Here is a 21298-nt window from a genome sequence, read left to right on the forward strand (position 1 = left end):
TAATGCCCGCCTAACTGAGGCCCGCTAAGCTGCAGCCCATGCGTGTACTGCTGGTCGAGGACGACGAGATGATCGGGCAGAGCCTGCGCGAGGCCCTGACGCGCCAGGGCTGGTCGGTGGACTGGGTCAAGGACGGCCTGCTGGCCCAGAGCGCCCTGGCCGACGGGGGCTATGCCTGCGTGCTGCTGGACCTGGGCCTGCCACAGCGCGATGGTGTGGAGGTGTTGCGCCGCGCTCGCGCGGCCGGCGAGACCACGCCGGTGCTGGTGCTGACAGCGCGCGACGGACTCGACGACCGCGTGGACGGCCTGGACCTGGGCGCCGACGACTACCTGGTCAAGCCCTACGAGCTGCGCGAGCTGCTGGCCCGCATGCGTGCCGTGATCCGGCGCCGCGATGGCGCGGCGCAGTCGCTGATCGGCGAGGAGGGCGTGCTGCAGCTGGACCTGGGCACGCGCGAAGTGCTGGTCGGCGGCGTGCGCTCGCAACTGTCCGCCCGTGAATTCGCGCTGCTGCACGCGCTGATGGAGCGATCCGGCGCCATCCTGTCGCGCGAGCAACTGGAGGACCGCATCTATGGCTGGGGCGAAGAGGTGAGCAGCAACGCGGTGGACGTGCTGATCCACGGCATGCGCCGCAAGCTCGGGCCGGACACCATCCGCAACGTGCGCGGCCTGGGCTGGCGTGTGGTGGCGCCCTCGCCATGAGCTGGCTGTTCGGCGCCGGCCGCATGCGCTCGATCCGCGGCACCCTCATGGCCTGGCTGGTGCCCACCTTCCTGGCGGTTGCGCTGGCCTCCGCGGGGCTGTCGTACCGCATGGTCACACACATGGCGGCCGGTTTCCTGGACGACCAGATGGTGCAACTGGGCGACGCGATGGCCCGGCAGGGCCATCCCGGCCAGGCGCCGGAACTGGGCGCCGAAGGCGTGCACGGACGCGGTCTGTACGTGCTGCAATTCTTCGGCGCCGACGGGCAGCCCCTGATGGCGTCCTGGGACGGTGTGGTGGCGCGGCGCATGCCGCACCCGGGCCTGCAGGACCTCGAGGACGGCGGGCAGCGCTGGCGGATCTACGCCGCCGCGACGCGGGATGGCCAGATGGTCCAGGTGCTGCAGAGCGGCAGCTTTCGCGCCAACCTGGCCTTCGGCCGCGCTGGCGAAGCCGCCTTGCCGGTGCTGGTCCTGCTGCCACTGTCGATGCTGGTGCTGTGGGGCGTGGTGCGTGCCATCTCCAGCCGGCTGCGCGGCATCGGGCAGCAGGCGGCGCAGCAGGACGCGCAGAGCATCGCCGAGCTGCCGCTGGAGCGCGTGCCCGAGGAGATCCGCCCGCTGGTTGCGTCCTTCAACCACCTGCTGGCGCGGCTGCGCGACAGCTTTGCCGCGCAGCGCCTGTTCGTGCAGGACGCAGCGCACGAGTTGCGCACGCCGATCGCGGCGGTCGGGCTGCAGCTGGAGAACCTGCGCGAAGACCTGGCCGCGGGGCCGGCGGCGCAGCACTTCCAGCAGCTGGAGGCGGGTGTTGGCCGCGCCAAGCGGCTCGTGGACCAGTTGCTCAGGATGTCGCGCCAGGAGGCGGCCGCGGCGGACAGCAGCGCCAGCGTGGATGTGCAGGCACATGTACGCGAGAGCATCCACACGCTGATCGCGCTGGCGGACCAGCGCCGCATCGACCTGGGCCTGGTCGCGCCCGAGGGCCTTAAGCCGCTGCGGCTGGGCTGCAGCGCCGGCGACCTGCGCAGCGCGCTGGACAACCTCATCGAGAACGCGCTGCGCTACACACCAGAAGGCGGCGTGGTGGACGTGCGCCTCGTGCACGCAGCTGGCCGCACCGTGGTGGAAGTGGTCGACACCGGCCCCGGCATCGCACCCGAGTTGCTGGGCCGGGTGTTCGACCGCTTCTACCGCGTGCCCGGCAGTGCCCCGGGCGGCAGCGGCCTGGGCCTGGCCATCGCGCAGGCCGCGGCGCAGCGCTGTGGCCTGAAGCTGAGCCTGCACAACCGGGACGACCGCAGCGGACTCATCGCGCGGCTCGAATCTGCGGGCTGAGGTTCGGCTAACGCCGGGCTAAGAAATCCCTAAGCGTCCGCTAAAGGGCGCTCCCTACAGTGAGAACCACGGTGATGCAGCCCCGCATCACCGCACCGCGGTGCCATCGAGGCCATGGCCTGGTGGCGCCGCGCCTCACCCATCTGCGACCCCGGTCGCACAGGAGAAAACCCATGCACATCGAACGCCACACCAAGTCCCTCCACCGCGTGCTCGCCGGTGCGCTGCTCGCCCTCGGTACGTTCGCCAGCCTCGGCAGCGCCGTCGCCGCCGAGCCGGCCGCGCGGAAGATCCGCGTGCGCGGCACCGTCGTCGCGCTGGCCGGCGAGCAGCTGCAGGTCAAGGCGCGCGAGGGCAACGCCGTCAGCATCGCGCTCAAGCCGGGCTGGTCCGTGGCCGCGGTCGCCAAGGCCAGCGTCAACGACATCAAGCGGGGCGATTACGTCGGCATCGCCTCGCTGCCCAAGTCGAAGGGCGGCGACGGCGCCCTGGAAGTGCTGATCTTCCCGCCGCAGATGAAGGGCCTGGGCGAAGGCAGCTTCGGCTGGGACCTCCAACCCAACAGCTCCATGACCAACGCCACCGTGGCCGATGCGGTCAAGTCGGTGCAGGGCAGCGTGGTGACCGTCAGCTACCACGGCCAGGACAAGAAGATCTCCATCCAGCCGGACACACCGGTCGTCACGCTGGCACCGGCCACGGCCGAGGACCTCCAACCCGGGGCCGTGGTCTTCGTGCCCGCCGAGAAGGCCGCAAACGGCGTCATCCGTTCCGGCCAGGTGATCGTGGGCAAGAACGGCGTCGTCCCGCCGATGTGATCGGGCTGGCCGGCCGGCATGCGCTGTGCCCCGGCTGGCCTGTTGCGCTGCACTCCTCCTGTTCCCCAACGCAATCCAACTGTCGAACCATGCTTTTGAATTCAGACATGCACGGCAAGGTCGTGGCCATCGCCGGCGCGTGTAGCCCTGCCGGCGCGTGCACTGCACGGTCGCTCGCCACCAAGGGCGCCATGCTGATGCTGGGGGACCAGAGCCTGTCCGAGTTGCACGCGCTGGTGGCCCGGATCGCAGAGGAGGGCGGATGCGCGCAGTACCGCGCCGCAGACCCGGCGCGCCAGGCCAGCATCGACATGCTGGTCGACCACACCCTTGATGCCTATGGGCGCATCGACCTGCTGTTGAACCTCGGTGCGGAGCTCGGCCAGCCGCTGGTCGAGCGAGCTGGCATCGGCCGCGGCCGCGCGAGGCCTTCAGCACAGTCCACGACCAATACGATGGATTCACCTCCACGGCGTCGCCTGCTTCAGTCCTAGGCCACGACCGTCCCGAAACGATTGCCATGCATCCTCCTCCAGTGCCCCATGCCGTGGCCCACGCGCTGCCGGCCCGGCGCCAGTTCATCCGGCGGCATGCGCTAACCGTGCGCATCACCCACTGGCTCAACGTGTTGTGCCTGTCCTTCCTGCTGATGAGCGGGCTGCAGATCTTCAACGCGCATCCGCGCCTGTACTGGGGCAAGTACGGCGCCGATGCGGACCGGTCCTGGATCGCCATCGGCGCCACGCAGCAAGGCGATGCCGCGCAGGGCTTCTTCGAGATCGGCCCATTGCGCATCGAGACGACGGGCGTGCTCGGCGTCTCCGACAAGAACGGCACGGCGACCGCCCGGGCATTCCCGGCCTGGCTCACGGTGCCGTCCTACCACGACCTGGGCGCGGGCCGGCGCTGGCACTTCTTCTTCGCCTGGCTGCTGGTGTTCAACGGGCTGGTCTATCTGGTGCACGGGTTCTGGCGGCGGCACTTTCGGCGCGATCTGCTGCCCAGCCGCGACCAGATGGCGCCGCGCCACCTGTGGCAGGAGATCCGCGACCATGCGCGCCTGCGCTTCGCCCAGGGCAACGCCGCGCGGCGCTACAACGCGCTGCAAAAGCTGAGCTACCTGGCGGTGGTTTTCGGGCTGTTGCCGATGGTGGTGCTCACCGGGCTGACGATGTCGCCCGGCCTGGATGCGGCGTTCCCGTTCCTGGCCGACCTGTTCGGCGGCCGGGCCTCCGCGCGCAGCCTGCACTTCATCAGCGCCTTCCTGTTGTTGCTGTTCGTCGCCGTGCACGTGGCGATGGTGATCGCCTCGGGATTCTGGAACAACCTGCGGTCCATGCTCAGCGGCCGCTACGCGATCACGCACGACGGAGGAAAGACATGAGCGCAACCCACTTCTCACGCCGCCGCCTGCTGATGGGACTGGCCAGCGCTGCGGGCGCCCTGGCGCTCGCGGGCTGCGACGGCCTGGCCCAGAACGCGCAGGTGGACGGCGTGTTGCGGCAGACGGAGAAGCTGACCCTGCGCGGCCAGCGCCTGCTGCTCGGCCGGCATGCTCTGGCGCAGGAGTTCAGCGAAGCCGATCTCTCGCCGGTGTTCCGAGCCAATGGCACGCAGATGCCGGAGTCCGATGCATATGCCCAGCTGCTGGAGCGTGGTTTCGAGGACTGGCACCTGCAGGTGGACGGCTTGGTCGAGCGCCCGCAGCGCCTGTCCCTCGCGCAGCTGCGGGGCTTCGCGTCCCGCACGCAGATCACACGGCACGACTGTGTGGAGGGATGGAGCGCGATCGGCAAATGGCAGGGCGTGCCGCTCGGCCTCGTGCTCGATGCCGCTGGCGTCAGGCCTGGCGCACGCTATGTCGTGTTCCACTGCGCGGACGAGCTGGAGCGAACGCTGGACGGCAGCGGCCGCTACTACGAGAGCATCGACCTCATCGATGCCTACCACCCGCAGACACTTCTGGCCTACGCCATGAACGGCAAGGACCTGCCGGTGGCGCACGGGGCGCCGCTGCGGCTGCGGGTGGAGCGGCAGCTCGGCTACAAGCAGGCGAAGTACCTGATGCGCATCGAGGTCGTCGATGCGTACAGCGGCCTGTGGGGTGGCAAGGGCGGATTCTGGGAAGACCGGGGGTACGAGTGGTATGCGGGCATCTGAGCCAGGCTTGTTCATGCCGGCACGTCGATCGTCCAAGCACCTGGCGCTTGCGTGATCGCCATCGGGACTGCGCAGCAAGCGATGGACGTGGCCGCTGTCGTGGGGGCTCGTGGCCGTTCTACCCACCGTGTCAACATCCCTTGCAAGCGCCCCGCGCGCGCATCTGGCGCAGGCGGGCCTTCTACCCCTGCGTCGACGAGCTGGCGGACGAGCGCGGTGGCGAAGACCAGCGGGGGCGCGGCTGATCGCCCACCAGGCCGCCCAGCGGTCTCCGCGCGCTTCCAAACATCCGATCGGGCGCGCGCCGCTCGTCAGAAGGCGGTTGGGTCCTGCATCTAGGCCAGGCCACGGCAGTAGTCCAGAAACTCCTCCAGCTGCGTGGACTTGTCAAAGACCCTGTTCGCTCCTGCATTCATGCAACGCTGGCGGATGTCGGCGGTGGCGTAGTTCGTCAGCACCACAGCGTGTTGATCGGCGCCCCGGTTGGCGATGGCTTTGAGAACGCCGATGCCCGATCCCTGCGTCAAAAACAGATCGATCACCGCGAGCTTCCATGCGGACGGATGCCTGCGCAGCCACGCCAGCGCGCCTGCCTCGTCCTGCGCCGTCGCGACGATGCGCGCGCCGGCGAGGTCTTCCAGGGCCTCGATCAGGCTGTCCCTGATGATCTCCACATCTTCCACCAGGTAGACGGCCAAGGGCATGGGCAACTCGGTCACGGCTTCTCGCATGGTGCGAATGAGTCTGAAGCCGTGTCCTTGCGCAGCTTGTAAGACAAGGCCCTGCGCTGCCCGATGTCTCATGGCACGCCAACGACAGGCATCTCCCACGGCCGACGCGGCCGCCCAGGGCGATCAGCGCGCGTGCACGAGGGCTATACCGGGCTTTGCACGACGCCGCGGCGCAAGCGGCCGGCGCGGTTCGCGCTCACGCCTTCTTCTGGGCCTGGCGCAGGTTGGCCTTCAAGCGTTCGGGGACCCGTTCGTCGAACCCCAGCGCGACGCGCCGCACTTCCGGGGTGTCCGTGGGTGCATGGCCCACGCCGAGTGCCGCCGCGCGCGGTGCGTCGATGCCGACGACCGTGCCGCCGACGCGGCCCAACCCGGTGATCTCGCACTCCACGGTCTGGCCCGGGTCCACGCTGCGCGAATGACAGGGCGTGCCCATCAGGATCACGTCGCCTGCGAGCAGCGTGATGTGCCGCGCGATGTCCGCGATGATGTAGTGCGGCCCCCAGATGGTCTCCTCGCCGATCTGCGCCTCCTGCACCACGAGGCCGTTCACATAGGTGCGCAGCGTCTGTTCGAACAGGTTGACGCCGCGCACGATGCCCGGGCCGATCGGCAGCAGCGTGTCCGCGCCCTTCACGCGCAGCATGCTGCCCTGGTCGGTGTCGCGGAAGTCCTGCAGGCCCATGTCCAGCGCCGGGCAGAAACCCTCGATGCAGTCCCAGGCCTCGTCGGGCGTCACGTTGCGGCAGGTCTTGCCGATGACGACCGCGTACTCGCCCTCGTAGTTGAGGTACTTGCAGTCGGCCGGCTTGAGGATCTGCCCGCCGTGGCCGTTCAGCGCGCTCGGCGGCTTGGTGAAGTAGGTCGGCGTCTCGGTCGGCCTGGGCTTGTTGCGCGTCTCCTGGCTGCGCGAGCTGTAGCTGATGTGCACGGCGATGATCTTGCTCGGCGTGACGGGCGGCAGGTAGCTCTGCGCCTGCGCATCGAGCAGTCGGCCGTCGTCCAGCCGCAGGCGGCCTGCATGGGCGCCTTCCTCGACGATGGTGCCCCAGAAGGCGCTGCCGCCCAGCAGCACGCGGCGGCGTTCCACGCGCGGGCCGCGCAGCACGGCGGGGAGCTCGGTGAAGGGAAATTCGAACTGCATCACGCCTCCGTCGGGAACCACATGTGGATGTTGCCGGTGCCGCGCGCGTTCTCGTAGGCCGAGAGCGGCTCGCCTTTCGCGCGGCAGTCCGCGCCACCGATGGCGCCCAGCATCTGGAGATAGTGGGCGCCGAAGGCTTCCCAGGGCTTGCGCCGGTACTCGGCGTCCCAGCGTTCCAGGATCTGGTCGTGCCGGCCCTCCTGCATCAGCGCGATGGCCTGCTTGTCGCTGGCCAGGTTCTCGGGCGAGGACACATTGCTCTCGTGGAAGATGCGCGGGTGCGTCGGCTTCCAGTCAATGCCGTTGAACCTGTGGGAGAGCGCGCCCGAGGCCAGCAGCACGACGCGCAGGTCGCTGCGGCGAATGGCCTCGCCGATGTGTCCGCCGGAGACGAGGAAGTGCTGCCAGTCGCAGTTCTGGCACGAACTGACCGTCACGACCGGCGTGTCCGACAGTTCCAGGCGCAGGTGCTTCACCAGGTTGATGGTGGCGTAGTGCCGGCCCAGGTCGGGGTGGGCGATGGTGCGGTTGTAGCCACCGCGCTCGCGCGAGACGGCCTCGATCGCCAACGCCAGCGGGGGGTGGCCACGGTAGGCGTAGGGCACGCCGTGCAGGTACCACGGCATCTCGTCGGAGATGTAGGTGCCGCTGTAGCCCTTGCCGCCGTCCACCAGGTGGTAGCCGGTGGTGAACCAGTGGCTGTCGAAGACCACGACCACGTCGGGCCTGGCGGCCGCAAGCTTGTCGCGCAGCCGGGCGTAGCCGGCGATCAGGTCCGAGTCCTCGCCGGCGCCCATGGCGCGGCGGAACTCCTCGCATTGCATCAGGCCGGGGTGGTGCGACACCAGGGCGGCGCCAACGATCTGTCCCATGGAAATTCTCCCGTCAGCGGTGGCTGAAGCTGGCGCGGAAGGGCTTCTTGGGCACCACGACATCCTTGATGTCGCAGAAGAACTCGAAGCTCCAGTCGCCGCCCTCGCGGCCGATGCCGCTGCGCTTGATGCCGCCGAAGGGCGCGGCCAGGTCACGGATGCCGAAGCTGTTGACCCAGATGAAACCGGTGCGCACGCGCTCGGCCACGGCGGTGGCATGTTCGGTCGCGCCGTAGCAGACACCGCCCAACCCGTAGTCCGTGCCGTTGGCCAGCAGGATGGCCTCGTCGTCGCTGCCGAAGGTCTGCAGCGTGAGCACCGGACCGAACACCTCGTTTTGCACGATCTCGTCGGACTGCCGCACGTCCGTCAGCATGGTCGGCTGGAAGTACTGGGCACCGAAAGGATGCGCCGCGCCGCCCCACAGCAGGCGGGCGCCGCCCTCGACGGCGCGCTGCACGAAGCCCTGCACGCGCTCGACCTGGCGCGGATGGATGATGGGGCCGACCTCGGTCGCCGCCTCGCGCGGGTCGCCCACGGTGAGCTTCTCGACGTAGCCGCGCATCGCCGCGGTGAATGGCTCCGCCACCGCGGCGTGCACCAGGAAGCGCGTGCCGGCCAGGCACACCTGGCCGGCGTTGCGGTACATCAGCGCGCCGGTGGCGGCGGCGCCGTCGAGGTCGGCGTCCTCCAGCACGATGAAGGGGCTCTTGCCGCCCAGTTCCAGGCTGCACGGCACCAGGTTGGCGCCGGCCGCCTGGGCGATCCACTTGGCGGTGGGCACGCTGCCCGTGAAGGACACGCGCGCGATGCGCGGGTCGCTGACCAGCCTGGCGCCGGTGCGCGCGCCCGTGCCTTGCACCACGTTGAACACGCCGGGCGGCAGGCCTGCCGCTTGGGCCGCATCGGCCAGCAGCGAGCAGGTCAGCGGCGCCCACTCCGGCGGTTTCAGGATACAGGTGTTGCCGGCCGCCAGGGCCGGGCCGAGCTTCCAGGTCGACAGCATCAGGGGCGCGTTCCAGGGCGTGATGACGACGACCACGCCGGCCGGATCGTGCCTGACGATGTGGTGCGCCTGCTCGGTCTCGATGCGGCGGTTCTGCAGGTCCAGTGCATGCTGGGCGAACCAGGAGATGTTGAGCATGGCGCGCGGCACCACGCCGTGCTGCATGCGCGAGAGCAGCACGCCGGCGTCGTTGCTCTCCAGGCGGCAGAAGGCGTCGGCGCGCTTGCCGATCTCTTCGGCGAAGCGGTCCAGGCAGGGCTTGCGCTCGGCGGCGCTCAGGGCGCTCCAGGCCGGGAAGGCGCGTTGCGCGGCCGCGATGGCGGCCTCGACATGCGCGTCCAGGCCCTCGCTGACCTGTCCCAGCGGGCGCTGGTCGATGGGGCTGGACAGGGCGAAGTGGCTGGCGGATGCGACGCGCTGGCCGTCGATGTAGTGGTCGGGCGAGACGGAGAGGCCGTCGACGACGATGGGCTGGGATGTGGTCAACGCGGACTCCTGCAGATCAGACGAACCTCAGCGAAATGGAACCGAGAGCGCCGTAGTCGGCATGGAACACGTCGCCCGCGGCGCAGGCCACCGGCCGCGTGAACGAGCCGCCCAGCACGGTCTCGCCGGCTGCGAGACCCTCGTCATGCGCCGCCAGCGTGTTGGCGAGCCAGGCCACGCCATTGGCCGGGTGGTTCAGCACCGCGGCGCCCAGGCCGGACTCTTCGACCACGCCGTTCTTGAACAGCAGCGCGCCGGCCCAGCGCCAGTCGACCTGGTCCGGCCGCATCGGGCGGCCGCCCAGCACGATGCCGGCATTGGCCGCGTTGTCGGCGATGGTGTCGAGCACCTTGCGCGGTGCCTTGGTGTCGCGGTCGAACTGCTCGATGCGCGCGTCGATGAGCTCCAGGGCCGGGATCACGTAGTCGGTCGCGTTGAGCACGTCGACGAGACCGAGGTTCGGGCCCTTGAGTGGACGGGCCAGGATGAAGGCGAACTCCACCTCCAGCCGCGGCACGATGAAGCGCGCCGCTTCGACCTCGCTGCCGTCCCGCAGCAGCATGCTGTCCAGCAGCGTGCCGTAATCCGGCTCGGTGATCTGCGAAGCGATCTGCATCGCGCGCGAGGTCAGGCCGATCTTGTGGCCGATGGCGCGGCGGCCCTGCTGCAGTTGCAACCGCACCCATTCGCGCTGGATGGCGTAGCTGTCGGCGATGTCCATGGCGGGGTGGAGCCGCGAGAACTGCGGCAACTGGATCCGGCTGCTTTCGGCCTGCGCGAGGTCGCGCGCCAGGGCCTGGTGGATGTTCGTGGCGAGCAAGGCTGTCTCCGTGGCTGGCGACTGGCAGGGGGCAGTCGCGAAGGGAGCCGGCAGTGTCCAGGGCGCGCATGCCGAGAACAATCAATGGATTCGGGTGAGTTTTCAAGCTGAGCTTGATAATCCAGGCATGCCTTTGACACGCTTCACGCTGCGCCAGATCGAGGCGCTCACTGCCGTCGCGCAGACCCGCAACTTCGGTGAGGCGGCCGAGCAGCTGGGCATGACGACGCAGGCGGTCAGCCAGCTCATCGCCGAGCTGGAGTCCGTGCTGGGGTTCAAGGTCTTCGACCGCACCACGCGCCGTGTGGACCTGTCCAGCGCGGGACGCGACTTCCTGGGCTCGGCCGAGACCATGCTGCGCCATGTCCACGCCGCGGAGCGGGCGGCGGCCGACGTGCGCAACCGCGCGGCTGGCGTGGTGCGCGTCGGCGCACCGCTGGTGCTGGCCAGCTCCGCGGTTCCCGCGGCCATCCAGGCCTACCAGGCGACGCACCCCAAGGTGGTCGTGCGCGTGCACGACCTGGCGGTGGACGCGCTCGTGGACGCGGTGGCCGCGGGCGATGTGGACCTGGCCGTCGGCCCCGACCGCGCAGTGCCGGCCGAGGTGGCGCGCCATGTCCTGTTCGACAGCCTGTGGGTCCTGTGGTGTGCAAGGAACCACCCGCTGGCGCGCCGCGCCCGGCTGCGCTGGGCCGACCTGCACGGCGTGGCCCTGGTCGCCGCGGGGCGGGACCACGAACGCAGCGTCGCGCGCATGCATGCGAGCGCACCGGAAGGCGAGCGGGTCGTGCCCGTGGAGGTGGTCGACAACGTCTCGACGGCGCTGGGCATGGCGGTGCATGGCCTGGCTGCCACCCTGGCACCGGCCTACGTTGGCGTCGTCGCCGAGCCCTTCGGCCTGGTGATGCGGCGCGTGGTCGACCCCGAGACGGTCCGCAAGGTGTGCCTGTACCGACCCGTCGCGCGCGCCGTGTCGCCCGCGACGGAGGGTTTCGCGGAACACCTCGCGGCCTGGCTGCCGGCCTGGTCGCGCAAGGTGCTGCGGGGCGGCGGGCCGCCGGCCCGCTCTTCCTGGCCATCAATGTCCGAGACAGCGCACTAGGGTCAGAGACAAGTTGGGCGGATCCCCGACCCTGAGCCGTGGCACTTGCCTGCCGTTTTGACGGCGATGACAGCGCTGCAAACGCATCGGGTGCGCATGCATTGCCTGCCACGGATGCGTTCAAGCTGCGATCTCGCCATTTCGAATCGCCACACGGATCGCGTGTGCCGTTGTGGCGACGCCCAGTCGTTTGCGAATCCGACGAAGGTGGTTCTCCACGGTGCGTTCGGACAGGCCGAGCGTAGCCGCGATTTCCACCTGCCGCCGTCCGGCGGCCGTCCAGGCCAGAACCTCGCGCTCCCGGTCGGAAAGGGCGCCGATCTCCCCGTCCAGAGACAGCTCCAGCATCGAGCGAGCCGCAAAAAATGCCGTTTCGGCCAGCAATGTCAATGCCAGCCGTGCCTGCGGCGACGCATCGATGCGCTCACCGCCCAGGCTCATCGCGCCTTCCAGTCCCAGAGGGCCGAAAACAGGCACTTGCAGACCATGAATGCCCTGGCCCTGCGGCATGCGGACGACCCGGTACAACTCGCCCTTCTTGCCAGCGGTTTTGGTCCAGAAGAAGGACTCGCGCTTCTCCAGGACATGGCGGGTCATGGGGCAATGCCGGACATAGGTCTCGGCATCGGCCGACACACCCGAGGCGAACCAGTTGCCCTCGACCCAGTAGATGCGCTCGATGACCCCATCCTGTGCGGGGGAGGCCGAGAACAGGACGAAGCGGTCGTATCCCAGGCGGCCGCCGAAGGCGCGGACCGCGTCCTGGATCGCGGCAAGGCTGCGAGCGCCCTCGATGGCCAGCGCGGTCTGGAATGCTGCCTGCGCGATCTCGGCGGCCATGTCAGGCTGCGACTTCCTTGAGCAAGGTCTCGGCTGCGAGTCTGCCCAGCGCATTGCCGGCGAGGGGGCTGTCGCCGGTGATGAGCTTGCGATCGCGGTGCACGGCGCCCGCGATGCCGTCGTTGACGATCTCGAAGCCGAGGGCCTTCAGCCTCTCGCCGAACTTCCAGGTCAAGTGACCCGGCATGTATCCGATGTCGGGCGTCGTGGCGTCGAGCGCGTCAGGGAAGGCACAGATCTTGTAGCCGCGGTAGATGTCGCTGTCTCCGACAGCGAGGAAGGCTGCAGGTCCATGGCACAGGGTGATGACGAATCGGTCGTTGGCGGCCGCCCATTCCAGCACCGCGCCGACATCCCGGCTTTCGGGGATGCCGATCAGCGCGCCATGGCCTCCGGGGACAAAAACAGCGGCGTACTGGTCCAGGCCCTGCCCAAGCAGCGCCGACAAGGTGAACGGCCGCTTGAACTGTGGGTGGTACTTGTCGAAGAAGCCCTTGACCGCCTCGTCTTCGGAAGGCATCGCCCAGTATTCGAACTTGACGGGATTTCCCGAGACGGTGGCCACATCGAAGGCAAAGCCTGCCTTGTCGAGATGGAACATGGGCAGCAGTGTCTCGACCGGGTGGTTTCCGGTGGAGAAGAAGCTGCCGTTGTCGGTCAGCAGGTAGCGTTCGTCCGCCCCGATCATCAGGATCTTCTTGCTGCCTCGGTACGGAGCGTCGTAATCGGCACCGCTGAGATCGGACTTCGGCGATGTGAATTGGCTGAGCGAGTAGCTGGAGGGAAAGAACGCGTTCATTTCCGCGGGATCGGGTTGTGGCTTCCTGTCGGAAGGCTGTTGCGCTGCCATGTGGACCTCTCGGTTGGTTCGAAGGAGGTACGAAGGTACCCAGCACGAAAACCTCGGGCAATGAGGGATTTCCGTCAACGCCGTGGGCGGCACACCTCGTAGCACCTCGGCAAGGCTGGAGAACTCCCAGCTCTCGCACTTTGTCAGCATCGTGCCCCGCTGAAGCCACCAAGCTGGAGGGCGGCTGTCTCAGAGTCTGATGGCGGGGAACACCCGCGCTGCGCGGCGGCAGGCCTGACCCCTGGCTGCGCGACGCCGGTGCCTCCTGCGGGCCGGTCGGCGTCGCGAACGCCGCCTCAATCGATCTTGAGCTGGGCCACGCGGGCCAGTTCCTGCCAGGCCGCGATGTCGCGGCGCACCGTGGCGGCGAATTCGTCGGCACTCTTGATCGGCGGGCGCGGCATGTTCTGCGCGGCGAACTTCTGCACCGTGTCGTCGGTGGCGAGGATGCGGTTCACTTCCTGGTTCAGCCGCAGCACGGTCTCGCGCGGCGTGCCGGCCGGCGCGAAGATGCCGTACCAGCCGTCGGCGTCGAACTTGTAGCCCTGCTCGCTGAGCGTGGCCAGCTCGGGCAGCGCCGGGCCGCGCGACGAGCCTGTGCAGCCCAGCGCCGTGAGCTTGCCCGCGCGGATCTGCGGCACGGGCGATGCGATGTCGACGAAGCCCACGCTGACGGTGTTGCCGAGCAGGTCGTTGACCAGAGGCGAGACGCCCTTGTAGGGCACATGCGGCATGGCCAGGCCGTACTGGGTCTTGATGCCTTCCATGACCAGGTGGCCGGTCGAGCCGCTGCCCCAGGAGCCGTAGGCGAGCTTGTCGGGGTGGGCCTTGGCATGGCGCACGAGGTCGGCCAGCGACTTGAAGCCCGTGGACGGATGCGCGACGAGCAGCACGCCGGCCGAGCCGACCTGGGCCACGGGCTGCAGGTCCTTCAGCGCGTCGTACGGCATCTTGGGCTGGATGATGGGATTGATCGCGATGGCCGAGGAGGGCGACAGCAAGATGGTGTAGCCGTCGTGCGCGGCCTTGGCCACCGTGTCGTTGCCGATCAGTCCATTGGCGCCGGCCTTGTTGTCCACCAGCACGGGCTGCTTGAGCGCCTCGCCGAGCGGGATGGCGAGCAGCCGCGCGAAGATGTCCGAGCCGGCCCCTGGCGGGCCCGGCACGACGAGCCGGATCGGCCGCGCAGGCCAGGCCGGCTGCGCCAGGGCCCGGTTGTGCAGGGCGTACAGCCCTGCGATGGCCATGAGGCCGCGCCGGGAAACGGTGGAATCAAACATGTCGGGTCTCCTTGTCGTGGGTTGGGGAGGTCTGCCGTCGGCAGGCCGTCCGTGTCGGAACGCTAGGCGCCGGCTTGCAGGGCCTGGCCGGTCAGGAACTGCGCCCGCGCGCCGGCCATGTAGTCGAGCAGCGGCAGGCAGGGGTCGATCGCATCGCCCGGCGCCAGCGCGTTGATGCGCAGGCCATGGGCGCCCCATTCGGCGGCCAGCGTGGCCACCAGCATGTGGGTGGCGGCCAGGTCGCCTGCATGCTCCCAGGGCGTGGCGGCGTCGGGCCGCGGCAGCAGCAGCGTGAGGCTGGCGCTGTGCGCATGGCGCACGCGGAAGTGGCGGGCCGATGCGCGCACGGTGGCCAGCAGCGCGCCGGGTGCGGCGTCGAGCGCGGCGCCGTCGACCACCGCGTCATAGGCCTCGCCGCCGGTTCCGGTGGCGAGCGCCTGGAGGCTGGCCTGCCAGTGCGGCGCGCGCACGTCGTGGATCGCCAGCCGGGTCGGCAGACCGAAGTGCCGCGGCGCATGCCGCGCGGCCGGCAGCGCCTGGCTGCCGCCGCAGACCGAGGAGCCACCGTCGAGCACGAGCAACTGGCCCGTCAGCGCGCGCGCACCGGGGCTGGCCAGGAAGCACAGCGCCTCGGCCATGTCAGCGGGCTCGGCCATGCGGCCCAGCGGGATCTTGCCCACGGCCTGGGCCGGGTGCAGACGGCCGCTGTCGATCAGGCCCTGCACGAGCTCGGTGCGCACGAAACCGGGGGCCAGCGCGGTCACGGTCCAGCCCGGCCGGGCGCGGGCCAGCGCACGGGTCTGGGCGATCACGCCGGCCTTGCTGGGGCTGTAGAGCCCGCGCCAGGGGATGGCGCGCAGGCCCGCGCCCGAGGCCACGTTGACGATGCGCGCGGCGGGTCGCAGCCGCTCGGCCAGGGCCTGCACGAGGCGGGCCGGCGCATGCAGGTTCAGCGCGAGCAGGCGTGCGGCCGTGCCGTCCTCGTCGCCGGCCAGCGCCTCGGCACCGCCGGCCGACAGGCCTGCGTTGTTGAGCAGCGCATCGAGCGGCGGCAGGTCCTGCGCCAGCGCTGCGATGCGGGCCGGGTCGGTGAGGTCGGCGGTGCGGGCCAGCGGCGCCGCGCTGCCCACGGGCCAGTCGGCCTGCAGGCGCTGCAGGCCGGCCGCGTCGGCATCGACCAGCACACAGCGCCAGCCGGCCTGCGCCAGGCGCAGCGCGGTGGCGCGGCCGATGCCGCCCGCGGCGCCCGTCACGAGGGCGGTGGGCAGGGTGTCGTTCGAGAGAGGGGCGCAATGCACGGCGTGTTCGGGTTCAGCCGGCGCGCACCGCGCCGAGCAGGCCATAGATGGTGTCCATGGGCGCAGCGCAGCCGACTGGCTGGCGCAGGCCGAACAGCGCGGCGCTGTCCTGCGCGGCCTCGGGCCGCGTGCGCTCCTCGATCCAGTCGTAGACCACGGTGCGCGCAGCCACGCGCCATTCTCCTGCGCGGCGCTCGAAGCGGTCGGCGTAGCGGCCGCACAGAAAGGTTTCGCGGTCCGGCCGTGCCGCCGTGGCCTGCAGGGCGAAGAAGTTGCTCTCCACCGCGGCGCGGTCGCCGTGCAGTTCGATCAGCACGTTGGTGATCTGGTGCACGCGGCGGCCGCCCTGGCGCATGCGGGCCAGGGCCTGGTCGATGAAGCCGCTCGCGCTGCCGTTCCAGGCCCCGTGACAGTCGCGCGCGTCCTCCCAGTAGGCCGAGCGCAGCGCGGCCTCGTCGCAGCGGTCGATGCCGCGGCAGTAGCGGTACAGGCAGTCGCGGATCGCTTCGCGGTCGAGCAGCGCCTGCAGGCTGTCCGCGCTCATGCGACCTCCGCCGGCGCGCGCCGGAACAGCTGCACCACATGGCCCTCGGGGTCGCGCAGCGACAGCACGGCGCCATGGCTGCCCATGTCCCGCAGGCCCATCACCTCGCCCCCGGCGGCCGCGATGCGCTGCTGCGCACCGTCGAAGTCGTCGACCTCGAACACCAGCACGGCGCCGGAGGTGGCGGGTGCAGCCTCCTCGCGACAGGCCAGCGACACGTTGCCGCCGCCCACGCCGTACTGGAACCAGCGCTCGCCGTCCTGGAACCTGAGCTGCAGGCCCAAGGCCTGGCTGTAGAAGTCGTGCAGCGCGCCGGGCCGTTCGGCCACCAGATAGACGTTCTGCAAACGCTTGGGTGCGACTGCGCTCACTGGTGCCCCCACGCTCCCCGCTGCGCGAGGTTCGCTGCCCCCCGACGGGGCGCGAGCTTGCTTGGGGCGGCCCGCCGCGGCGCTCACAGCGATGTCTCCGAGGCGCCGCCGTCGAGCCGGATGGTCTCGGCGTTGACGAAGCGCGCGGCATCGCTGGCCAGGAAGCAGATCGCGTCGGCGATGTCTTCCACCGTGCCGAGCCGGCCCAGCGGCGTGCGTGCGATGCGCCGCGCGTCGAGCTCGGCATTGCGGTGCTTGGCCGTGCCCTCGGTCGGCACGGCACCGGGCGCCACGGCGTTGACGCGGATGCGCCGCGCGCCGAGGTCGGCCGCCCCCGCGCGCGTGAGGCCCAGCACGCCGGCCTTCAGGCCGCTGTAGACCACCGAGCGCATGGCCGACTTGAAGCCTGCAATCGAGGCCACGTTGACGATGGCGCCGCCGCGCTCTGGATCCATGGCCTCGGCTGCGGCCTGCATGCCCCAGACCACGGACTTGAAACCGATCTCCACCATGCGGTCCATGACCTCGGGTGTGATCTCGGGCAGCGGCTGGTAACGCACCCAGGCCGCGTTGTTGACCAGCACATCGAGCCGGCCCGCTTCGCGCGCCAGGCGCTGCACGGCGGCGTGCATGCCTTCGCGCGTGGACACGTCCTGCGCGATGCCGATGGCCTGGCCGCCGGCCGCGCGGATCTCGGCCACGGTCGCGTCGACGAACTCGGGCTTGAGGTCGTTCACGCCCACGGTGGCGCCGAGCGCCGCCATGGCGCGCGCCGTCGCGCGGCCGATGCCGTGGCCGGCGCCGCTGATGAAGGCCACGCGGCCGTGCAGCGTGCTGGCTGCGGGGGTTTCAGACATGTTGTTCGGTCTCCTGGGTGTGCTGGGCAGGCGCGTGGGGTACCAGCAGGGCGTCGAGCGCGAACGCGCCCTGGTCCTGACTCAGCACCACCAGCGGGTTGATGTCGATCTCGGCCACGCTGTCGGCATGCGCCGCGGCGAAGCGCGACAGGCTGGCCACGGCGCGCGCGGCGGCCGCCACATCGGCCTTGGCGCGGCCGCGTGCACCGTCCAGCAGCGGGAAGCTCTTGAGCGATCGCAGCATGGCCTCGGCCTGGGCTTCGCTGACGGGGGCCGTCTGCAAGGCCACGTCCTGGAACACCTCGGCGTAGATGCCGCCCAGGCCGACCATGACCATGGGGCCGAACACCGGGTCCTTCTTGGTGCCCAGGATCAGCTCGGTGCCCTGCGGTGCCATCTGCGCCACCAGCACACCCGTGATGCGGGCCTGCGGCGCGTTCTGCGCCACGCGCGCCAGCAGCGCGTCGTACTCGGCCTCGAGCTGGGCGGGCGTGCGCACGCCGACCACCACGCCGCCGACCTCGGTCTTGTGCGCGATGTCGGGCGAGACGATCTTGAGCACCACCGGAAAGCCGATGTCCTGCGCCGCAGCCAGTGCGGCCGCGCGCGTGGCGGCCGTGGCCTCGCGCAGCACGGGCAGGCCGGCGGCGGCCAGCGCGGCCTTGGCCGAAGCCTCGTCGGCGAACGCGCGGGCGTCCAGCGGCGTGGCGGCCGTGGTCCCGGGCGCGGCTTCGTGCGGCGCGCCGGCCTGCCGGCCCACGCGCACGAGCGCGGCGAGCGTCGCGCAGGCCGCGTCCAGGCCCTCGACCGTGGGATAGCCCAACGCGTGCAACTGCTGCGCCACCTCGCGCGGCGCGCGGCAGCAGACCAGCAGCGTGCGCGCCGGATGGGCTTCGCGCAGCCGGCGCAGCGCCGCCAGGAACACGTCGCGCAGCCGCGGCATGTTGAAGGCGTTGGCCGATTGCAGGAGCAGCGCGTCGCAGCTGTCGTCCGCGGCCACGGCATCCAGCACCTCGGCCAGCAGCTCGGGCCGGCTCGAGACCTGGGCCGTCATGTCCACCGGGTTGGCGGGCGAGGCGAAGGGCACGGCGGCCAGGATGCGCGCGCGCGTGGCGGCCTGCAGCGGCGCCAGCGTGAGGCCCTGGGCGCTGGCCGCGTCGGCCAGCAGCACGCCGAAGCCACCCGAGGCCGTCAGCACGGCCACGCGTTCGCCGCGCGGCGCGCGCTGCACGCCGACGACCGAGACCGCCAGGCCGACTTCGATGAGCTGCTCGATGCTGGGCACGCGGACCGCGCCGGCGTTGCGCAGCACCACGTCGAACACCGCGTCGGAGCCGGCCAGCGCACCCGTGTGCGAGGCCGCGGCCGCGCTGCCCGCGTCGGACACGCCCACCTTGAGCACCACCACGGGCTTGCCGGCCTTGCGCGCCAGCGCCAGCGCGCGCACCAGGCGCGGGCCGTTGCGGCAGGTCTCCATGCAGCACAGGATCACCGAGGTCACGTCGTCCAGCGCGAGCGCCGCGATGGCGTCGGCGATGTCCACGTCGCACTCGTTGCCCGTGGTCAGCAGCCGGCTGATGCCGGCGCCGCGCTCGGCCGCCACGCGCATCGCGTAGCTGCCCAGGTTGCCGCTCTGCGAGACGATGCCGACCGGGCCGGCGGCCGGGAAGCCGGCCTCCAGCGCGACCGAGAAGGTGGCGATGCTTTTCTCGTGCACGCCGATGGCGCCCAGGCAGTTCGGCCCCACGATGCGCATGCCCGAGGCGCGCGCGATGTCGCCGATCTGCTGCTGCAAGGCCTGGCCGGCCGCGCCCATCTCTGAGAAGCCCGAGCTGATGACCACGGCCGCGCGCACGCCGCGCGCGGCGCAGTCGTGGATGGCCTCGGGCACGCTCTCGGGTGGCGCGGTCACGACCGCGAGGTCGGGCGTCTCGGGCAGTTCGGCCACGCTGGCGTAGGCGGGAAGCGACTGCACCGTGCCGCCCCTGCGGTTGACCGGGTAGATCGCGCCCGCGTAGCCGTAGCGTTGCAGGAACTGCAGCGGCCTCCCGCCGATCTTGGTGCTGTCGTCGGAGGCGCCGATCAACGCGATGGACCGCGGGTTGAACACGGCCTCCAGGCCACGGCCCACGTCGTGCTCTGCCGTCATGCCATGCTCCTGCTCTGCAAGCGCGCCATTCACTTGCCCTTGTAGACCGGAGCGCGCTTCTCGAGGAAGGCCATGCGGGCTTCCTTGGCGTCCTCGGTGCGCGACAGCGCCATCGTGATGTTCTGCTCGAAGCGGTAGCCGTCGCGCTGCGGCATCAGGTCCATCATGTTGGCGGCCTGTTTGGCATAGGCCAGCGCCAGCGGGCTCTTGGAAGCCAGCTCGCGTGCCAGTTCCATGGCCGCTGGCATGAGCTGCTCGGCCGGCAGCACCTCGTCGAGCACGCCGCGGCGGTACAGCTCGGCCGCGGACACGCGCATGCCCGTGAAGAACATGCGCCGCGTGTAGGAGCGGCCGAACATGGTGCGCAGCATGGAGACGCCGCCGGCCAGGCCGACGTTGATCTCGGGCATGGCGAAGGTGGCGTCCTCGGAGGCCAGGAAGATGTCGCACGAGGCCATCAGGCCGAAGCCGGCGCCCAGGGCCGGACCGTTGACCGCGGCAATGACGGGCTTGGCGCATTCGCGGATCGCGTTGCCGGTTTCGCGCGTCCAGCGGTTGTGGGCGAGGAAGTCGCCGGGCTTCTCGGGATCGGGCCGGTCCTTGAGGTCGGCGCCCGAGCAGAAGAACTTGCCGGTGCCGGTCAGCACGGCCACGCGCACGTCGCTGCGCTCGGAGACCTCGTCGAAGGCCTCGATCAGGCGCATGCGGGTTTCGCGGGCGAGCGCGTTGACGGGTGGCTTGTCCAGCCGCACGACGGCGATGTGGTCGGAAACTTCGAGGTGGATGCTCATGGTGCGCTCCTGGACAGAAGGGGTTGGGACGTGGCGGCGGCGTGCGCATGCAGGTGCATGGCGTGGTGCAGCCGGTCGCCGTAGCGGAACTCGGAGGCCAGCAGGCGCTGCGCGAGACGGGTGGCGAGCACCTCTTCGCTCATGCCCATGCCACCGTGCATCTGGATCGCGGCCTCGGCGCAGGCGCGCGCCGTCTCCGCCAGCGAGAGCTTGGCCAGGCGCAGCGTGCGGCGCAACGCCGGGCCGGCGCCGCCGCTGGCCTGGTGTTCGTTGAGCGCGTGCACGAGCAGGCCGCGCGCGCCAAGGAAGCGCACGTACATGTCGGCCGTGCGGTGGCGCAGCACCTGGAAGCTGGCCAGCGCCACGCCGAACTGGCGCCGCTCCTGCAGGTGCGCCACGGTGCGCTGGATCAGTGCGGCCAGTGCCGCGACCGTGTCGGCCAGCGTCAGCACGAGCGCGGCGTTGTCGGCCTGCTCCAGCGCGGCCTGGGCCGCGGCACCGCGCGCCAGGCAGGCGCCCTCGGGCAGGGCCAGCCGGTCCAGGCGCACATCGACGGTCTCGCGGCCTTCCATGCTGCGGTAGCGCGCGGCCGACGCCGGCAGGCGCTCGCGTTCGACGAGGAACAGCGCGGGCTCGCCGTCGTCCAGCAGCGCCGGCACCAGCGCATGGCTGGTGTCCGCCGACAGCTGCGTGCCGCGCACCAGGCCCGTCAGCTCAAAGCCGATGTCCAGGTGCCGCGCCGTGACGGCCGGCTGGTCCAGCGGGTCGGCCAGAGCGGTCAGCGGCGCGATGTCCACATCGCCCTCGCACAGGGCTTGCAGCCAGCGCCCGGCCACATCGGGCGCGGCGGCCTGCAGCAGCAGCGGCACGACGGCGCAGCGCTCGACCACGGGCAGCTGCACGCCGTGCATGGCCAGGCCCTCGACGATGGCGGCCAGGTCGGCCACGCTGCCGCCCACGCCGCCGGCGGCCTCGGGCACCAGCGTGCAGGCCCAGCCCATCTGCGCGATCGCGTCACCGGCCTGCGGCGCGGCGGCCTGGTCCTGCGCATAGCGGCTCGCCGCGTCGAGCAGCATGCCCGGGAACAAAGGGGGAAACGAAGTCGTCATTCAGTTCTCCAGACGATGGCGCG

General features: G+C 70.6%; 22 protein-coding genes. 7 read left to right on the top strand and 15 right to left on the bottom strand.

Translation table 11 applies throughout. The annotated features are described in order from the left end of the window. Nucleotides 1-38 precede the first annotated feature (38 nt). From ASF45_RS26805 to ASF45_RS26830, 6 genes are all read left to right on the top strand, one after another. Nucleotides 39-707: a response regulator gene (locus ASF45_RS26805; protein WP_056670738.1), complete on the top strand. Its 669-nt coding sequence runs from the start codon at nucleotides 39-41 to the stop codon at nucleotides 705-707. Continuing rightward, complete coding sequence (locus ASF45_RS26810) at nucleotides 704-2047, top strand: HAMP domain-containing sensor histidine kinase (protein ID WP_056670741.1); 1344 nt, start codon at nucleotides 704-706, stop codon at nucleotides 2045-2047. Before ASF45_RS26805 ends, ASF45_RS26810 begins: the two co-directional genes overlap by 4 nt. 173 nt (nucleotides 2048-2220) lie before the next feature. Next, nucleotides 2221-2865 (top strand): hypothetical protein, encoded by a 645-nt coding sequence (locus ASF45_RS26815; protein ID WP_056670744.1) that lies wholly within the window; start codon nucleotides 2221-2223, stop codon nucleotides 2863-2865. 107 nt (nucleotides 2866-2972) lie between these two features. Beyond that, nucleotides 2973-3359, top strand: a complete 387-nt coding sequence (locus ASF45_RS26820) for an SDR family NAD(P)-dependent oxidoreductase (protein ID WP_056670747.1) — start codon at nucleotides 2973-2975, stop codon at nucleotides 3357-3359. Between the two features lie 26 nt (nucleotides 3360-3385). After that, nucleotides 3386-4249: a cytochrome b/b6 domain-containing protein gene (locus ASF45_RS26825; protein ID WP_056670750.1), complete on the top strand. Its 864-nt coding sequence runs from the start codon at nucleotides 3386-3388 to the stop codon at nucleotides 4247-4249. Then, nucleotides 4246-5025: a molybdopterin-binding protein gene (locus ASF45_RS26830; protein WP_056670752.1), complete on the top strand. Its 780-nt coding sequence runs from the start codon at nucleotides 4246-4248 to the stop codon at nucleotides 5023-5025. The genes ASF45_RS26825 and ASF45_RS26830 overlap by 4 nt, the downstream gene beginning before the upstream one ends. 335 nt (nucleotides 5026-5360) lie before the next feature. Here ASF45_RS26830 and ASF45_RS26835 read toward each other — a convergent pair whose 3' ends face one another. From ASF45_RS26835 to hpaH, 5 genes are all read right to left on the bottom strand, one after another. Then, a complete protein-coding gene (locus ASF45_RS26835; RefSeq protein ID WP_369802172.1) occupies nucleotides 5361-5744 on the bottom strand; it encodes a response regulator in 384 nt (127 codons plus the stop codon). 208 nt (nucleotides 5745-5952) lie between these two features. Then, nucleotides 5953-6900: a fumarylacetoacetate hydrolase family protein gene (locus ASF45_RS26840; RefSeq protein ID WP_056670755.1), complete on the bottom strand. Its 948-nt coding sequence runs from the start codon at nucleotides 6898-6900 to the stop codon at nucleotides 5953-5955. Next, a complete protein-coding gene (locus ASF45_RS26845; RefSeq protein ID WP_056670758.1) occupies nucleotides 6900-7772 on the bottom strand; it encodes an extradiol ring-cleavage dioxygenase in 873 nt (290 codons plus the stop codon). The genes ASF45_RS26840 and ASF45_RS26845 overlap by 1 nt, the downstream gene beginning before the upstream one ends. A gap of 13 nt (nucleotides 7773-7785) precedes the next feature. After that, nucleotides 7786-9264, bottom strand: coding sequence for an aldehyde dehydrogenase family protein (locus tag ASF45_RS26850; RefSeq protein ID WP_056670761.1), 1479 nt, complete (start codon nucleotides 9262-9264; stop codon nucleotides 7786-7788). Between the two features lie 16 nt (nucleotides 9265-9280). Beyond that, the gene (hpaH, locus tag ASF45_RS26855) at nucleotides 9281-10084 is read right to left on the bottom strand and encodes a 2-oxo-hept-4-ene-1,7-dioate hydratase (RefSeq protein WP_056670764.1); all 804 of its coding nucleotides are present in this window, start codon (nucleotides 10082-10084) and stop codon (nucleotides 9281-9283) included. Nucleotides 10085-10211: 127 nt separating this feature from the next. Between hpaH and ASF45_RS26860 the strand changes: the two genes are divergently transcribed. Beyond that, nucleotides 10212-11186, top strand: coding sequence for a LysR family transcriptional regulator (locus ASF45_RS26860; RefSeq protein WP_056670768.1), 975 nt, complete (start codon nucleotides 10212-10214; stop codon nucleotides 11184-11186). Nucleotides 11187-11306: 120 nt separating this feature from the next. Here ASF45_RS26860 and ASF45_RS26865 read toward each other — a convergent pair whose 3' ends face one another. The 10 genes from ASF45_RS26865 to ASF45_RS26910 form a co-directional block, all read right to left on the bottom strand. Then, nucleotides 11307-12026 carry a PA1136 family autoinducer-binding transcriptional regulator gene (locus tag ASF45_RS26865; RefSeq protein WP_056670771.1) on the bottom strand — a complete coding sequence of 240 codons (720 nt, stop codon included), beginning with the start codon at nucleotides 12024-12026 and terminating at the stop codon, nucleotides 11307-11309. A 1-nt stretch (nucleotide 12027) separates the two neighbouring features. Beyond that, the gene (gene hchA / locus ASF45_RS26870; protein WP_056670774.1) at nucleotides 12028-12876 is read right to left on the bottom strand and encodes a glyoxalase III HchA; all 849 of its coding nucleotides are present in this window, start codon (nucleotides 12874-12876) and stop codon (nucleotides 12028-12030) included. A 296-nt stretch (nucleotides 12877-13172) separates the two neighbouring features. Continuing rightward, entirely contained in the window at nucleotides 13173-14156 is a 984-nt protein-coding gene (locus tag ASF45_RS26875) for a tripartite tricarboxylate transporter substrate binding protein (RefSeq protein ID WP_056670778.1), read from the bottom strand. A gap of 62 nt (nucleotides 14157-14218) precedes the next feature. Next, nucleotides 14219-15454, bottom strand: coding sequence for an SDR family NAD(P)-dependent oxidoreductase (locus tag ASF45_RS26880; protein WP_369802173.1), 1236 nt, complete (start codon nucleotides 15452-15454; stop codon nucleotides 14219-14221). A 13-nt stretch (nucleotides 15455-15467) separates the two neighbouring features. Next, entirely contained in the window at nucleotides 15468-15998 is a 531-nt protein-coding gene (locus tag ASF45_RS26885; RefSeq protein WP_056670781.1) for a nuclear transport factor 2 family protein, read from the bottom strand. Further along, nucleotides 15995-16369, bottom strand: coding sequence for a VOC family protein (locus ASF45_RS26890; protein ID WP_056670784.1), 375 nt, complete (start codon nucleotides 16367-16369; stop codon nucleotides 15995-15997). Before ASF45_RS26890 ends, ASF45_RS26885 begins: the two co-directional genes overlap by 4 nt. 83 nt (nucleotides 16370-16452) lie before the next feature. Next, nucleotides 16453-17226 carry an SDR family NAD(P)-dependent oxidoreductase gene (locus ASF45_RS26895; protein WP_056670787.1) on the bottom strand — a complete coding sequence of 258 codons (774 nt, stop codon included), beginning with the start codon at nucleotides 17224-17226 and terminating at the stop codon, nucleotides 16453-16455. Beyond that, entirely contained in the window at nucleotides 17219-19375 is a 2157-nt protein-coding gene (locus tag ASF45_RS26900; protein ID WP_056670790.1) for an acetate--CoA ligase family protein, read from the bottom strand. Before ASF45_RS26900 ends, ASF45_RS26895 begins: the two co-directional genes overlap by 8 nt. Before the next feature lie 29 nt (nucleotides 19376-19404). Then, nucleotides 19405-20166 (bottom strand): enoyl-CoA hydratase/isomerase family protein, encoded by a 762-nt coding sequence (locus ASF45_RS26905; protein WP_056670793.1) that lies wholly within the window; start codon nucleotides 20164-20166, stop codon nucleotides 19405-19407. Continuing rightward, complete coding sequence (locus tag ASF45_RS26910) at nucleotides 20163-21275, bottom strand: acyl-CoA dehydrogenase family protein (RefSeq protein ID WP_056670794.1); 1113 nt, start codon at nucleotides 21273-21275, stop codon at nucleotides 20163-20165. The genes ASF45_RS26905 and ASF45_RS26910 overlap by 4 nt, the downstream gene beginning before the upstream one ends. Nucleotides 21276-21298: the final 23 nt, after the last annotated feature.

The sequence above is a fragment of the Pseudorhodoferax sp. Leaf265 genome, from assembly GCF_001422365.1.
Lineage (GTDB): Bacteria > Pseudomonadota > Gammaproteobacteria > Burkholderiales > Burkholderiaceae_C > Pseudorhodoferax.

Bases quoted from the DNA above. Each gene is read 5' to 3' on its own strand.
- ASF45_RS26805 (WP_056670738.1), top strand. From the start codon at position 39: ATGCGTGTACTGCTGGTCGAGGACGACGAGATGATCGGGCAGAGCCTG.
- ASF45_RS26810 (WP_056670741.1), top strand. From the start codon at position 704: ATGAGCTGGCTGTTCGGCGCCGGCCGCATGCGCTCGATCCGCGGCACC.
- ASF45_RS26815 (WP_056670744.1), top strand. From the start codon at position 2,221: ATGCACATCGAACGCCACACCAAGTCCCTCCACCGCGTGCTCGCCGGT.
- ASF45_RS26820 (WP_056670747.1), top strand. From the start codon at position 2,973: ATGCACGGCAAGGTCGTGGCCATCGCCGGCGCGTGTAGCCCTGCCGGC.
- ASF45_RS26825 (WP_056670750.1), top strand. From the start codon at position 3,386: ATGCATCCTCCTCCAGTGCCCCATGCCGTGGCCCACGCGCTGCCGGCC.
- ASF45_RS26830 (WP_056670752.1), top strand. From the start codon at position 4,246: ATGAGCGCAACCCACTTCTCACGCCGCCGCCTGCTGATGGGACTGGCC.
- ASF45_RS26840 (WP_056670755.1), bottom strand. From the start codon at position 6,900: ATGCAGTTCGAATTTCCCTTCACCGAGCTCCCCGCCGTGCTGCGCGGC.
- ASF45_RS26845 (WP_056670758.1), bottom strand. From the start codon at position 7,772: ATGGGACAGATCGTTGGCGCCGCCCTGGTGTCGCACCACCCCGGCCTG.
- ASF45_RS26860 (WP_056670768.1), top strand. From the start codon at position 10,212: ATGCCTTTGACACGCTTCACGCTGCGCCAGATCGAGGCGCTCACTGCC.
- ASF45_RS26865 (WP_056670771.1), bottom strand. From the start codon at position 12,026: ATGGCCGCCGAGATCGCGCAGGCAGCATTCCAGACCGCGCTGGCCATC.
- hchA (WP_056670774.1), bottom strand. From the start codon at position 12,876: ATGGCAGCGCAACAGCCTTCCGACAGGAAGCCACAACCCGATCCCGCG.
- ASF45_RS26875 (WP_056670778.1), bottom strand. From the start codon at position 14,156: ATGTTTGATTCCACCGTTTCCCGGCGCGGCCTCATGGCCATCGCAGGG.
- ASF45_RS26885 (WP_056670781.1), bottom strand. From the start codon at position 15,998: ATGAGCGCGGACAGCCTGCAGGCGCTGCTCGACCGCGAAGCGATCCGC.
- ASF45_RS26895 (WP_056670787.1), bottom strand. From the start codon at position 17,226: ATGTCTGAAACCCCCGCAGCCAGCACGCTGCACGGCCGCGTGGCCTTC.
- ASF45_RS26900 (WP_056670790.1), bottom strand. From the start codon at position 19,375: ATGACGGCAGAGCACGACGTGGGCCGTGGCCTGGAGGCCGTGTTCAAC.
- ASF45_RS26905 (WP_056670793.1), bottom strand. From the start codon at position 20,166: ATGAGCATCCACCTCGAAGTTTCCGACCACATCGCCGTCGTGCGGCTG.
- ASF45_RS26910 (WP_056670794.1), bottom strand. From the start codon at position 21,275: ATGACGACTTCGTTTCCCCCTTTGTTCCCGGGCATGCTGCTCGACGCG.